Here is a 14,054-nt window from a genome sequence, read left to right on the forward strand (position 1 = left end):
TAAAGCTGTCCCTCGGGGCAGCTTTTATTTTTTATGTGGAGGTGGAGCAATGCTGCAGCAAGCACAGAAACTTTTGAAGCAATACTATGGTTATTCTTCTTTTCGTAATGGACAAAATGATATTATCAGCAGTGTCTTAGCAGGTAATGATGTGTTAGGCATAATGCCGACGGGTGGCGGTAAGTCAATATGTTACCAAATTCCTGCGCTATTGCTGCCAGGGACCACGCTTGTGATCTCACCCTTGATTTCACTGATGAAGGATCAAATCGATACATTGGATAGCATGGGGATTCCAGCTACGTTTATTAATAGCTCGCTTACCTATCCAGAGGTAGAAAATCGGATTCAAAAAGCAGGTAAAGGCTTATATAAACTATTGTATATTGCACCAGAACGCTTGGAAATGGAACGGTTTATGGTTCTGTTGCAGAAGCTGACGATCTCGATGGTGGCGATTGACGAAGCGCATTGTATTTCGCAATGGGGGCATGATTTTCGTCCGAGCTATCGTTCGATTTCTACGTTATTAAAAATGCTTCCAGAACGGCCGATTGTTGCTGCCTTTACAGCTACAGCAACTCCGGAAGTAGTAGATGATATTGTAAATAGCCTTTCTTTACATAATACGAATGTATTTCGCAACGGCTTTGACCGACCGAATTTAACATACACAGTCACGCGAGTGGCTGATAAAAAAGATTATATGAAGCAATGGATTGCAGGGCGTGTTAAGGAAGCCGGTATTATCTATGCGGCTACACGTAAGGATGTTGACTCCATTTACGAGTACCTTTATAAAAGTGGTGTATCTGTAGGCAAGTATCATGCAGGGTTATCGGATAAAGAACGGAATGAGGCTCAGGAGAAGTTTCTATTTGACGATGTGCGTGTCATGGTGGCAAGCAATGCCTTTGGGATGGGAATTGATAAATCCAATGTGCGTTATGTGCTTCATTATAATATGCCCCGCAATATGGAGGCTTATTACCAAGAGGCTGGCCGTGCCGGTCGTGATGGAGAGCCCAGCGAGTGTGTGCTTTTATTCAGCCCGCAGGATATCATGATTCAGAAATTTCTAATTGAGCAAAGCCAGCTGCCACCAGATCGCAAAGCCAATGAATCGAAAAAGCTGCAGTCGATGATCGACTATTGCCATACGCCTCGTTGTTTGCGGAGTTATATCCTCCAATATTTTGGCGAGAAGGATACCCCGCAATCATGCGGCAATTGCAGCCAATGCAATGATACGCGTGAAAGAGTTAACATGACTAAGGATGCGCAGATGATCTTTTCTTGTATTCTGCGAATGCGGGAACGGTATGGGGTGACGCTCGTAGCAAGCGTGCTGAAGGGGTCCAAGCTGAAGAAGCTGATAGACCTAGGCTTCGAGCAGCTTCCTACCTACGGCTTGCTGGCCCATCATGCGGAGAAAACCATTATCAGTCGCATCAATGCTTTAATCGCGGAAGGCTATCTGATGATTACGGAGGGGCAATATCCCGTAGTGAAGCTGCAGACTATCGCAGGAGCTGTCCTCAAGGGCACAGAAGAAGTCTGGCTGAAGCCTGAGGATAATGTAGCTCCGGCGAGTGTTAAGCGCAGTAGGAGCAGAGCTTCGGGCAGTGGCACTAGCAGTCGAAGCAATCGCCAGCATACAGGAGCTGATGCATACGGAGCATTCTCCGATGGAGCGGAGGTCATGGCAGATGAAGCATTATTCGAGCGGCTGCGTGCACTGCGTAAGGACTTGGCAGCCAAGGATCGGGTGCCGCCTTATATTATCTTTCCTGACAGCGTGCTGCGTGATTTAAGCGAGGCTTGCCCGACAACAGAGCAAGCCATGCTGCGTATAAAAGGGATCGGCGAAGCCAAATATAAGAAATATGGAATGGTTTTCTTGAAGGTTTTAGCAGCTTATGCAGATGAAGGAGCCATATTCTACGATTACACGAACGATGAATGGCTTTAAAACCATTTAACGTTCGTGTTTAGTTGAAAATGTGACGATAATGTGACTTTTTTATTGACATTAGCCAAAATAGCTCCTAGAATAAGAATGCAATCTCACTTTTCTATAGGAGGAGTTTTGGACGATGGATCGATTTTTTCAATTAAAGGCCAAGGGTACGACCGTAAGAACGGAGATTATGGCTGGATTGACGACATTTATGGCAATGGCGTATATCTTGACTGTAAATCCCAATACGCTTACTGTGTTTGGTTCAGATGCGACAGGATTAGATTGGACAGCTGTGTTCTTAGCTACTGCAATCGCAGCAGGAATCGCAACCATCGCAATGGGGTTATATGCTAATTTCCCTGTAGCTTTGGCACCGGGAATGGGTTTGAATGCTTATTTTGCAACGGTTATATTAACCTCCGCCGCAACCGGAGAGCCCATAACGGGTTCGATGGCATTGACAGCTGTTTTTATTTCCGGGATCATCTTTGTTATTCTTACTTTAACCCAAGTCCGTCAGCTGCTTTTGATAGCGATTCCGAACAGCTTGAAGCATGCGATTACAGTGGGAATTGGACTTTTTATCACAATCATCGGTCTGAAGAACAGCAATTTACTAACGATTGGTCTTGACCCTGGGAGTGATTACGGTGCGCACAAATATGCGGATCTAGCCTTCTTCGAGACTGTATTCCATATGGGTAGCCTGAAGAATCCAGATGTTCAATTGGTGCTTGTTGGGCTCTTATTAATCTCGATTTTGATGGTTCTGAAGATAAGAGGGGCGATCTTGTTCGGGATTCTTGGAACAACGATTGTTGGTATTCTGATGGGGCATGTGGAATTATCTACTTTATCGGATGCCAAGACAACTTGGGTACCTGATTTAGGCAAGCTGGAAATGTTTAATTTTGATTTTCCAGGAGTTATGACTACAGGCATTATTTCGATAATTGCGACGTTTACCTTTGTTGAGCTGTTTGATACCTTTGGAACTTTGGTAGGTACAGCCAATCGTGCAGGCTTATTGAAGGATGAGGTCGAAGGCAAGAAGAAAATCGGTAAAGCGATGCTTGTAGACGCCGTGAGTATAAGTGCAGGTGCTGCATTGGGTACTAGCACAGTAACGGCATATATTGAAAGCTCGGCTGGAGTTGCAGCGGGTGGACGAACGGGGCTTACAGCTGTAACGACAGGAGTTTGCTTCTTATTGGCTTTATTCCTAGCGCCTATTGCTGCGTTAATTCCGGGTGCTGCTACCTCAGCGGCTTTAATTATTGTGGGAGTGCTTATGGCCCAATCGATTAAGGAAATTGATTTTCAGGATTATGTCATTGCAATCCCAGCGTTCCTGACGATCATCATGATGCCATTTACTTATAATATTGCCAATGGGATTTCATTTGGTATTCTGTCCTATGTAATATTGGCTAGTGTAGCTAACTTGCTGGCTAAAGGCAAATACAAAATACATTGGTTGATGTGGATTCTTGCAGTCCTGATCATTGCTCGTTATGTGTTTGTGGGCAGCGAAGGTTAATTACATAATGATGTTTGTTTAGCGGGTTTCAGTTCACTATCAAGACCCCTTGCCGAAGCTTTTCGTGCAGGGGGATTTTTATTTTACTATTCCTGTAAGGAATCATCACGTGGTATACTCTTGGGGGTGATATAGAATGGGTAAGGGAAAAATATACGAGTTTGAGCTTTTTAGATTTTTTGCAATTGTCGCAGTAGTGCTGATTCATGCATCCTCGCAAGGGGTTGGACTGTTGGATCGTCAAAGCAAGATTCATGTGATTTTTAACTTTTTGAATAAAATCTCTTTGTATGCGGTACCAAGCTTTCTTTTTATGAGTGGAGTCGTGCTGTTCTATAACTACTATGCCAAGTGGCAGCTGAAAGATATTATTCCGTTCTATGCTAAAAGGCTGAAGTTTATTGTCGTGCCTTATGTAGTGGTGTCTTTGTTTTATTATTTATTTAATCAGCGTTTATATTATCACACAATGACGTTTAATTTAAGCCATTTTCTTTCGTTGCTGCCTTGGTCTAAATCTGGTTATCATTTGTATTTTATTATTATTATCTTGCAATTCTATGTACTATTTCCAGTGCTGCTGTTTCTTGTGAAGAAATTCTCTTTCGTACAGCGTTATTTTACGTGGATTGGCATAGGTTTATTCCTGCTGTTCTATTTCACTAATAAGTATTATTATAGCTTCCCTCATCGGACAAGCTTGTGCTTCACTTACTTTGCCTTTTTCTTCTTAGGCGCCTCGATCGGGATGAATTATGCCAAAGCGCTGGCATTGATCATTAAGCAACGCATTTGGATTAGCGTATGTGCTTTAATCACGGGGCTTGGAGCTTCAATACCTTATATTCTTGCAGACAATCATCACTTCGCACCACAGTATGTTTATGATTTCTTTTTCTATACATATGGTGTTTTTGCTTCCTTATTCTTCTTATGGTTGTCATATGCGATTCATCAGAAATTTAGTAAAACTTCAACCGTTTTGCAGAATATCGGATCACATTCCTTTGGGATTTATTTGATTCATCCAGCACTTATAGGTCTCTATACGATGAAGATAAAAGCTAGCGGAGGCTCGATTGCCTATCTTTTATATTTTATAGGTGCTTACCTTGTGGCTTTTGGCGGTGCCTATCTGCTAACTGTTTTAATTAAAAAATTCATCAAGCCTTATTGGGTATTGATTGGGAAGTAGGAGCAATTATGAACAGGGAAGTCATTCACGCTGCCAAAGAATTATCGATCCAAGTCATACGGGAAGCAGGACAAATAGCCAAAGAACGTTATGACCATTTCGATATGATTGATGAAAAGGATGGTTTTGGCGATCTCGTAACTGAGGTGGATTATCTAACTGAAGCGCTTATTCTTAAAGCGATTAATAGAGTGTTTCCCTTACATCAAGTTCATAGTGAAGAAGCCGGCAGCAATAACCTGGAGAGCGATTGGCTTTGGCTAATAGATCCATTGGATGGAACGAATAATTATGCGATTGGTTTATCTGTTTTTGCTGTGTCGATTACGCTGCTTTTCCAAAGAAAGCCTGTCCTAGGTGTTGTGTTCGAGCCGATGGCTAACCGTTTGTTTGTTTCTATCCAAGATGGGAAAGCTTTTTGTAATGATCGAAACATCCAAATTGCTAAGAAGGCAGACATTCGTAAAGGCAACATCGGTTGGATTCAAGGGCATAAGGTACAACATGATGAAAAAGCAACCAAATTAAGGCATCATCTTGAGCTGAACTTTAAACGTTTGCTAAGATTATGGGCGCCAACCATACAATGGTGTATGCTGGCTAAGGGTGATATAGACGGTATTGTGCTCTATAACTCGGAAGGCGATGATCTTTATTCGGGTGTCTTGATGGTGAAGGAAGCGGGCGGGATTGTAATTGATTTTGCTGGGAATCCTTTTGATGAAATGTGTGAAGAGCCTTATTTAATTGCTTGTCATCCGGATTATAAGGAATATTTTATGAACCTGGTTAAGGAGGGCTTAGCGTTATGAGAATTTTGATTCTGGGTGGAACCGTTTTTCTTGGCAGATACCTAGTAGAGGCGGCTTTACAAAGCGGCCATGAGATAACGCTGTTTAATCGTGGACAAACTAATACGGAGCTTTTTCCTAATATAAACAAGCTGCAGGGTGACCGAGATGGTGATTTGGCAAGCTTAGCTGGGCATAAGTGGGATGTTGTAATTGACACTTCGGGTTATGTTCCGAGAATTGTTGAGCAGACCGCACAAGCATTGAAGCACACTGTTGAACATTATATCTATATATCGAGTATCTCCGTATATGCAGACTATCAAGAGCTGGGTATAAGTGAAGATTATCCCCTTGGAGTGTTAGCAGATCCGCATGTGGAGGAAATCAATGGGGAAACCTATGGACCTTTAAAAGCCTTATGTGAAGCTAGCTTGGAGACAATTCTACCGGGAAAAGTCCTAACTATCAGACCAGGGTTAATAGTTGGGCCTCATGATCCTACCGATCGATTTACTTATTGGCCCCATCGCATTAAGCGAGGCGGAGAAATACTAGTGCCTGGGAGCAAGCAAAGAAAGCTTCAATTCATTGATGTAAGGGATTTGTCGGAGTGGATTATTCGGATGGCAGAGCTTAAGAAAACAGGCGTTTATAATGCAACAGGTCCACGCGACGTATTAACAATGGAAACATTTGTTGAAGCGTGCAGCCCAAATGAAGCGTATAATTGGCTTGAGGATGAATATCTGCTGGAGCATAAAGTGAAGGTGTTCACGGAATTGCCTTTCTGGATTCCAGCAAAGGATGAGAAATCGGCTGGATTTATGCAGGTGAATATAGATAAAGCGTTAGAAGCAGGTCTAAGCTTCCGTCCTTTATCTGAAACGATTCGTGATACCTTAGCATGGCTTGAACAAAGAAGCGCACCTTTTGCCCACGGAATGACTTCGTTAAGAGAGCAGCAGCTAATCTCGAATTATAGCCAACGATGACCCAACGGGAGGTAACAGATTATGTTAAATACTCGGTTAATTTTATTTGATTTGGACAACACCCTGCTCCATATGCATGAATATTGGGAAGAGAGCATCAAGGAAGCTTTTAAACAAACGGCAGTAACAAGTGCAATTGAAATTAATGAGTTATATCCCATATTTAAAGCTCAGGATGAGTTATACTGCCAGCTGTACGATGAAGGCGTAATTTCCTTATGGGAATTTAGAAGAGATAGATTTATCAAAACATTGGAGCACTTTAATAGAGTTGTGACCAATGAGGATGCTATTCAATTCCATGAACTATTTACCTCATTAACTAATTACTATATTAAACCAAGCGTCAAAGTAGATCATACCCTAGCTTTATTGGCAGAAAAGTATCTCATAGGTATAGTAACCAATGGAACTCCTGAATTTCAACGGAATAAAATTAAGCAAATGGGGCTAAGCCGTTATTTTAAAGATGAACACCTCTTTATATCGGAGGAGGTTGGTTACTCTAAACCGGCTAAGGAGATCTATCAAATGGCCATGGATACCTTCCATGTTGCGGCAAGTGAAGTAGTTTTTGTGGGGGATTCGATTAAGAACGATGTTATTGGACCGATGCATCATGGTATGCAAGCTATTTGGGTAAACAATCACGCCGAAACATTGCCTCCTGATGTAACACCTTTTGCTATAATCACGGAGATTGGCCAATTGGAGCAGATATTATTGTAAGTGTATTATAATCAAGAGCGCTGCCGCTAATCACGGGAGCGTTTTTTATAATTTACTTTTATTAACAAAAAGAGGTTTTTGAACCGATGAATCATGGTATGCTCAATTGGAGCAAATATTACTGCAGTGATGAGGAGGAAATATGGAAACGGAATCAAATATTATGTTTACAATAGTGCCTATCTTTATAATGCTTGTGGTTGTAATTATTGTAGCTGTCCTTCTATTTAGGGTTTTATCGAGTAATAAGCAACGGAGCTACAATAATAAACAGCCTGTTTTAACAGTCTTCTCTAAGATTGTTAGTAAAAGAAGCAAAGTCAGCACAAGTAGCAGTAACAACCAAGATGATCATATTCGCTATAGTACCCATACAACCTACTTCGCAACCTTTGAGGTTGAAAGCGGAGATCGTATCGAGTTTAGTATTCAGGATCGTGAATTTGGACTTTTGGCTGAAGGGGATCAGGGGAAGCTAAGCTTTCAAGGCACTCGATATTTGAGCTTCAGTAGGGAAGCAGTTTAGGAAGGCAGCCGATGAAAAAAATACGTAGATTTATTATGGTTATGGTTTGTTTGGCGATCTTCCTTGGGTTCTTAGAATATAAGGGGATTATTTGGCATAATGATTTTTTTGCAATGAAATATAAAATTAAAGGTTTAGATGTATCCCATCATCAAGGGAAGATTGATTGGAAAGAAGTCAGCAATCACAATAGCTTTCGTTTTGTATATATCAAGGCTACAGAGGGCGAAGATTTTGTCGATGAACAATTTCTAACCAATTGGCAGGCAGCGCAGAAGTATATGGCAATAGGTGCTTATCACTTTTTCTCAATGGAAAACACAGGTGAAGCTCAGGCAGCGCTTTTTATTAAAACAGTGCCTAAACAAGAAGGTAGTTTGCCGCCAGTTATCGACTTAGAGATTGGGCTAGGCTATGATCAAGAAAAAGTTAAGCTGCAGCTTCATAAGATGGTTGAGCTTTTACAGCAGTATTATGGCAAAAAGCCGATGCTTTATGTTACATACGATACTTACAACAAATACATTAAAGGTGATTTTCCAGAGCAAGACATTTGGCTTCGAGATATTCTAAAGCATCCTAAATTGGAGCAACGCAAATGGGTGTTATGGCAGTTCAACAATCGTGGTAAAGTACAGGGGATTGCCGAATATGTAGACATTAATGTATTTAATATGGATGAGTTTGATTTTACAGATTTCATAGCTCGATAAGTAAAATTTATATCGCTTTTAGCTTGAATTGAAGAGGGATTTGTCGAACAATGTCGAAATTGTTTAGTCTGATTTATTATATGTTTAAATGAAAACAGGGGGATTGACCATGCTTAAGAACAGATCCATAGTTGTTAAAATTTTATTAGGTTTTTTTATTGTTATTTTGTTATTTTCTTCGGCTGCTGTCTTAAATTACAATAAACTAAAGGATGTAAAGGCAGCACTAAATGAAAATGATATGAGAGAGCAAGATCAAAAAGCTGCTTTGGAAATAAAGAATTATGTCGGCATATTATACAGTAACCAAGCGGATGTCATCATCAATCAAAGTGAAGAGTCTATAACAAATTACAAAGAATATGCCGTTAAATTTAAACAGCTTATCGAGGATGTCTCGAAAAGTGTTGATAAACAAAGCCAAATAGATTGGGTAAAAACCCTGAAAACGGCTAGTGAAGGATATATAAAATCATTTGACAATGTCGTAGAGATCTTCAACAAAAGAAGTACATTGTCTGCAGAGCAGCTAAGTGAGCAATATAAGGTGTTGGATGATCAAACCGATGCATTCAAAGCAACGATTTATACAACTTCGGATCAATTGATTCAAAGCTTTAGTAGTGAATATAAGGCCTCAAATGCAAATTCAATTGCACAAATCGCTAAAGTAAATTCACAGCTTGTTATTACCTGTATTATCGATATTATTTTGGCGTTTGCTTTAGCCTTGTTTCTAAGCAGGGTAATTACCCGTCCAGTCATTAGACTAATGAATCATGCTCAAAGCATTGCAAAAGGGGATTTAACACAAAATATAAAAAGTAATAGCCGGGATGAAATTGGTAGATTAACAGAAAACTTTGCTCAGATGCAACGAAATCTTCAGGTGCTGGTTAAGGAAGTAAATGCTAACTCTCAGGATGTCTCGGCGTCTTCAGAGCTGCTGTCAGCAAGCTCACAGGAAACAGCGGCAGCTTCCAATGAGATTTCAATTTCTATTTTTGAAGTGGCAAAAGGAGCGGAGGCTCAAGGGATTGCCTCTCAAGAAAGCGCAAGAGCGATGGAAGAGATGTCCATTGGTATTCAGCGCATAGCAGAAACATCAGCTACAGTAACAGAGGTATCCTTGGAAGCTACGGAGAAAGCGATACATGGCAATAAATTGCTGCAGCAGGTAGTCAGCCAAATGGATTCTATTGCGCAAAAAGTAGAGCGTTCGGCCATTATGGTTCAACAATTGGAGAAACAATCGATTGAAATTGGCAGTATAGTCAGCGTGATCTCTGGTATTGCCACACAAACAAATTTGCTAGCGCTTAATGCTGCAATTGAGGCTGCAAGAGCAGGTGAGAACGGTCGAGGCTTTGCTGTTGTGGCGGGTGAAGTCAGGAAGCTAGCTGAGCAATCTGGAAGCTCGGCAAACCAGATTAGCGAGCTAATCGAACAAATTCAAATTGATACTAAGCTTGCGGTAGGCGCAATGAGTGAAGGAACAAGAGAAGTTGCTGCAGGGTCGCAGATTGTGCATGAAGCGGGTGACTCCTTCCATTTAATCTTACAGGCGATTGAACAGGTTGCGGATCAGATACGTGATGTATCTTCAGTCGCAGAGCAAATGTCTGCAGGCTCTGAAGAAATAACCGCATCTGTTATAGAGTCAGCTAGTATTGCTAAACTAACCTCTAATGCTGCACAAATTGTAGTGGATAATACTACCCAACAGCTAGCTGCTTTACAGGAGGTTGCAGCCTCTGCGAATGATTTAAGTCAAATGTCACAAAAGCTGCAAGCGGCTATTTCCAGATTCAAGGTTTAACTAAACGAAATAGGCAATTAACTGCGGGTCGGATTTTCGATTCGCAGTTTTTTGCGTTTGGAAGGTGTCCAATATTAGATTAATGAGCACAGAATAAACTTTCGATGTATACTGAAATCGATGGCTTAATATGGGATTTATGATAATAATTAGAGGTGATATTGAATTGAGAAAATTTATTATATGTATCGGCTGCATGTTGTTCATAGCTGGCTGCGATTCTGCTAAAAACGAAAAGATTATTAGCAACTTAGAGCAGCAATTAGCTGCATCTAAACATAAAGTACAAGAAACGCAGGATAGGCTGGATAAAGCAGATAAACAGTTTGCTGCCGCAACGGAGCAATTAACGGATGCTAACGCTAAGCTAGCGGCTTCTGAACGAATCCTCAAGTCTAATATAATGATAACTAATGTGGATGGGGAAAACAAAGAGGACATAGTTGCTTTATACGGAGGTCAGGGAGGCGAATCTTTTGTATTGAAAATTAATGAGGTTATATTTAACGGGTTTTCTAGCTATTTGGATGGTGATTTTCAAGAAGTTGATCTAGACCTCAAGGATCAAATTAAAGAGATTTCCATTAGTGAGTCAGATCCTAGCATGCATTACGAGACGAGTTATTATTATCTTAATAGATCCAAGAACCAAATCGAGTTTATGGGCAAGTTTCAAGGTAAAGGGACAGATATGGAATACCCTGGGGATGGAACTTTAATCCTGCATCGCAAACGCGGCGCTATCATCCAAAACTGGTATCATGACCAGACGTACAAATTAAATGCAGAGCATTTGTTTGATGAGGTTCCCCAGGACCTATACAACATGAACGCAAAAGTGAAAATGACAAAGGCGCTACAGCTCTATAAGGATAGAAATAACAAGGAAAAAGCGTTTATCATTCAGCCTGGTAGTGATGCGGAAATTATATCAAGCGATGATAAACGTTGGTGCTTGATCCAAGCCGCCAATGGGCAAAAAGGGTGGTTTGAGGTTGAGGGCTACAATAATATAGTGGGCACTGATGGTACTGCTGATGATTATATGAGTGGCTTAGGTCACGCTGGCTGACTTCTACGCTTTGAGACGTAATAATAGCCAATTGCAGAGATCAGGCTCATGGCAATATTAATCGCAATCAACAGCTGATAATTATGAAAAATATCAAAGTTTAATCCTCCGCCGATCGCGGCGGCTACCCCACCTAGCTGGTGGACGAGAATGAGGAGCCCAGTTTGTAAGCCCATGGAGTGATTGGAGGCTTTTAATTCTTCGTTAGCAACTAAGATGCCCCCAGGTACAGCTCCAAGATAGCTAGCTCCAAAGATAACGGAAAACAAAATAGGTGAAGCTTGAAAATGGAAAATCAATAAGGTGAAAGCAACAACACGCAACGTATACAAGGCAGATAATGCTAGGGTTCTACGCATGCGGTCTAAGAGAAAGGAAAAGGTTAGACCTCCTATAAGCTCTAGTACGCCAAGTGTGCTTAAGGATGAAGTAAACATCATATCATGCACATGTGCTTGCTGTTGAATGGCCATTAAATGCATTTCGACTGTACCCATGCTAAAGCCGCAAGTGAATAAAGCAAAAATTACGGTGACCAACGTTGGATTTTTAAGATATTGCTTAAAGGCTTGAAGCTTGCTTAAGGCGGGCTTATCCGGCACTATTGGCTTCTCAGCAGCGATCTCATCAGCTTGAATGCTGGCTGGTTTACTAATGTTATCCCGAATGAACAGGATGGCTAATGGTATAAAGATACAGCCCGTAGTAAAAAGAATCCAATAGGCATTGTTCCAGCCGAGCCAGGTTTTATTGGAAACGAAGATTGGCGTAATAATAGCTAGACCGAGGGAGCCTGCACTGCCTAGAATAACCAAGGCTTTAGCTCGGTGATGGGTGAACCAGTTGTTGATCAATATATAGCCGGTTGATGCTCCAATGCCTGCCAGACCAGATAATAAACCAAACCCGCAATAATAGCCTATCGGATTCTGGATGAACAGAAAAAGAGTTGTCGCTAAAGTCCCGAGAGCCCCGCTGGCAATCAATACCTTCTTATACCCATATCGATCTGTTAACCAACCGCCTAAAGGTGCACAGATGGCGCCGATAAATATACTAGTCGACCAAGTAAAACCCAGAAAGCCGCGACCCACATGAAGAAAGTTGGCAATCTCAGGCTGATAGTAAGCGGATATGAAACGACTAAGTGAATTAACAAAACCAAAAATCCAGAGGAAAATAAGAATGAACCAAGCATATTTTTTTTCTTTAAACCACATTTATAGATCACCCTTCACTTGTAGTCGCTTAAGGGCGGCTTTAATTCTTCGGACACCTTCAACGATTTCGCTTTCCCCGATAGATGCATAGGTAAGGCGAAAGAAACCTTTTTCTGCGCCATATATACTTCCTGGATAAACCAGAACTCCTTGATTAATGCAGGCTTCAATAATAATCCTGTCAGGGACAGGTGTCTTGAGCTTCAGCCAGACATAAAAACCACCTGCAGGAATATACGGTGCAGCAAGAGTTGCATAATGAGCCATTTGATCTTGCAAAGTAGATAGTAGAACTTTTCGTCTTGAAATCAAGGCTAGAAGGATTAAATTCAACTGTGTATCTGCACTAGGGGAATCCAGATAAAGCTGAGCCAGTCTTTCTCCGGCATGGCTTGAGCTGTACCCCGTGCGGTTTTTAGCCTCGGCAAGCTTATTGATAACTTCTAAAGGTGCAACGATCCAGCCTAATCGCATGCCTGGCGTCACAAATTTGGACATTGTTCCGAGATAAATAACGGAATGCTCCCCACTGGGCAATGCCCTTAAAGCGGGAGGGGGTGTTTGTGGAGAATCCAAATGAAGCATGCCATAAGGGTCATCTTCTATGATCGGTAATCGCAGCTGCTCGCAAATGGCCAATAAGGCACGGCGACGCTCCAAGCTGAGTGTGGTTCCAGTGGGGTTATGAAAAGTTGGGTTAGTAAATACCATTCGTATTCTGTACTTGTGATACAACTCAGGGATGGCTTCAGGAATAAGCCCGTTTGCGTCCATAGGGATTTTCACCATTCTCAAACCAGCTGCTGTGAATACTTGCATAGCATACAGATAGGAGGGACCTTCAACGGCTATAGCTTCCCCTGGTTGGAGTAAGGTGTGCGCAATTAAATGCAGAGAGTGCTTTACACCGGAAGTGACTAATAACTGCTGGGTGCTGGTATGAATTTGTTGTTTGGCTAAATGCTCAATTAAGCTTCCTCGCAATTTGGGGTCACCTAGAAAGTTATCATGATAGCTGTAGGGCTGAGTGAAATCAAGCTGGGATGAGAGCTTCTTCAAGAATTCAAGCGGCATTAAGTCGGGAGATAATTCCCCTTTAGTCATATTGATCATATTAGGCTTAGAAGCTGCCTTATGTATTTGGTTTTGGAGGATTAAGCCAGGGTCATACATACGATTAATGGTATAACGCTGCCAATTTGGCGAGTGATAAGGCTTCGTTTCCCACATAAGCTCACTTACACGAGTACCGCTTCCTACTTTTGTTGCAACAAGTCCCGCTGCGCGAAGCTCTTCGAAGGCTGCTGAAATCGTGCTGCGATTTACCGAAAACATAGCTGCCAATTCACGTTCGGCCGGGAACTTGGCTCCAGGAGTAAGCATGCCATTAATAATCTGATTCTCGTAATAATGAAAAATTTGCCGAAAAATCGGCATTTCTGTATTAGGCTGCGGCTTCCATGTCATCTTGCTCCACCTCTTATTATGATT

12 protein-coding genes are annotated in these 14,054 nt (G+C 41.6%); 10 read left to right on the forward strand and 2 right to left on the reverse strand.

Annotation, left to right across the window (positions count from 1 at the left end):
• The first annotated feature begins 49 nt into the window (after positions 1–49).
• From recQ to EHS13_RS03805, 10 genes are all read left to right on the forward strand, one after another.
• Positions 50–1,972 (forward strand): DNA helicase RecQ, encoded by a 1,923-nt coding sequence (gene recQ / locus EHS13_RS03760; protein WP_155699081.1) that lies wholly within the window; start codon positions 50–52, stop codon positions 1,970–1,972.
• Positions 1,973–2,096: 124 nt separating this feature from the next.
• Complete coding sequence (locus tag EHS13_RS03765; RefSeq protein ID WP_155699082.1) at positions 2,097–3,503, forward strand: NCS2 family permease; 1,407 nt, start codon at positions 2,097–2,099, stop codon at positions 3,501–3,503.
• Between the two features lie 136 nt (positions 3,504–3,639).
• Positions 3,640–4,698 carry an acyltransferase gene (locus EHS13_RS03770; protein ID WP_155699083.1) on the forward strand — a complete coding sequence of 353 codons (1,059 nt, stop codon included), beginning with the start codon at positions 3,640–3,642 and terminating at the stop codon, positions 4,696–4,698.
• A gap of 8 nt (positions 4,699–4,706) precedes the next feature.
• Positions 4,707–5,510 (forward strand): inositol monophosphatase family protein, encoded by an 804-nt coding sequence (locus EHS13_RS03775; RefSeq protein WP_155699084.1) that lies wholly within the window; start codon positions 4,707–4,709, stop codon positions 5,508–5,510.
• Positions 5,507–6,484 carry an NAD-dependent epimerase/dehydratase family protein gene (locus EHS13_RS03780; RefSeq protein ID WP_155699085.1) on the forward strand — a complete coding sequence of 326 codons (978 nt, stop codon included), beginning with the start codon at positions 5,507–5,509 and terminating at the stop codon, positions 6,482–6,484. Before EHS13_RS03775 ends, EHS13_RS03780 begins: the two co-directional genes overlap by 4 nt.
• 21 nt (positions 6,485–6,505) lie before the next feature.
• Positions 6,506–7,213, forward strand: coding sequence for an HAD family hydrolase (locus tag EHS13_RS03785; protein WP_155699086.1), 708 nt, complete (start codon positions 6,506–6,508; stop codon positions 7,211–7,213).
• A gap of 142 nt (positions 7,214–7,355) precedes the next feature.
• Positions 7,356–7,739: a DUF2500 domain-containing protein gene (locus EHS13_RS03790; protein WP_155699087.1), complete on the forward strand. Its 384-nt coding sequence runs from the start codon at positions 7,356–7,358 to the stop codon at positions 7,737–7,739.
• 11 nt (positions 7,740–7,750) lie between these two features.
• Complete coding sequence (locus tag EHS13_RS03795; protein WP_155699088.1) at positions 7,751–8,452, forward strand: GH25 family lysozyme; 702 nt, start codon at positions 7,751–7,753, stop codon at positions 8,450–8,452.
• A 109-nt stretch (positions 8,453–8,561) separates the two neighbouring features.
• Positions 8,562–10,271 carry a methyl-accepting chemotaxis protein gene (locus EHS13_RS03800; protein ID WP_162462941.1) on the forward strand — a complete coding sequence of 570 codons (1,710 nt, stop codon included), beginning with the start codon at positions 8,562–8,564 and terminating at the stop codon, positions 10,269–10,271.
• Between the two features lie 166 nt (positions 10,272–10,437).
• Entirely contained in the window at positions 10,438–11,343 is a 906-nt protein-coding gene (locus EHS13_RS03805; RefSeq protein WP_155699090.1) for a hypothetical protein, read from the forward strand.
• Here the strand turns inward: EHS13_RS03805 and EHS13_RS03810 are convergent.
• Complete coding sequence (locus EHS13_RS03810; protein ID WP_155699091.1) at positions 11,331–12,563, reverse strand: MFS transporter; 1,233 nt, start codon at positions 12,561–12,563, stop codon at positions 11,331–11,333. The two genes, EHS13_RS03805 and EHS13_RS03810, sit on opposite strands and share 13 nt — an antisense overlap.
• Entirely contained in the window at positions 12,564–14,030 is a 1,467-nt protein-coding gene (locus EHS13_RS03815; protein WP_155699092.1) for an aminotransferase-like domain-containing protein, read from the reverse strand.
• Positions 14,031–14,054 lie beyond the last annotated feature (24 nt).

The organism is Paenibacillus psychroresistens, assembly GCF_009728935.1.
GTDB classification, from domain to species: Bacteria; Bacillota; Bacilli; order Paenibacillales; family NBRC-103111; genus Paenibacillus_AC; species Paenibacillus_AC psychroresistens.

Coding starts and splice junctions, on each gene's coding strand:
- recQ (WP_155699081.1), top strand. CDS start 50: ATGCTGCAGCAAGCACAGAAACTTTTGAAGCAATACTATGGTTATTCT.
- EHS13_RS03765 (WP_155699082.1), top strand. CDS start 2,097: ATGGATCGATTTTTTCAATTAAAGGCCAAGGGTACGACCGTAAGAACG.
- EHS13_RS03770 (WP_155699083.1), top strand. CDS start 3,640: ATGGGTAAGGGAAAAATATACGAGTTTGAGCTTTTTAGATTTTTTGCA.
- EHS13_RS03775 (WP_155699084.1), top strand. CDS start 4,707: ATGAACAGGGAAGTCATTCACGCTGCCAAAGAATTATCGATCCAAGTC.
- EHS13_RS03780 (WP_155699085.1), top strand. CDS start 5,507: ATGAGAATTTTGATTCTGGGTGGAACCGTTTTTCTTGGCAGATACCTA.
- EHS13_RS03785 (WP_155699086.1), top strand. CDS start 6,506: ATGTTAAATACTCGGTTAATTTTATTTGATTTGGACAACACCCTGCTC.
- EHS13_RS03790 (WP_155699087.1), top strand. CDS start 7,356: ATGGAAACGGAATCAAATATTATGTTTACAATAGTGCCTATCTTTATA.
- EHS13_RS03795 (WP_155699088.1), top strand. CDS start 7,751: ATGAAAAAAATACGTAGATTTATTATGGTTATGGTTTGTTTGGCGATC.
- EHS13_RS03800 (WP_162462941.1), top strand. CDS start 8,562: ATGCTTAAGAACAGATCCATAGTTGTTAAAATTTTATTAGGTTTTTTT.
- EHS13_RS03810 (WP_155699091.1), bottom strand. CDS start 12,563: ATGTGGTTTAAAGAAAAAAAATATGCTTGGTTCATTCTTATTTTCCTC.
- EHS13_RS03815 (WP_155699092.1), bottom strand. CDS start 14,030: ATGACATGGAAGCCGCAGCCTAATACAGAAATGCCGATTTTTCGGCAA.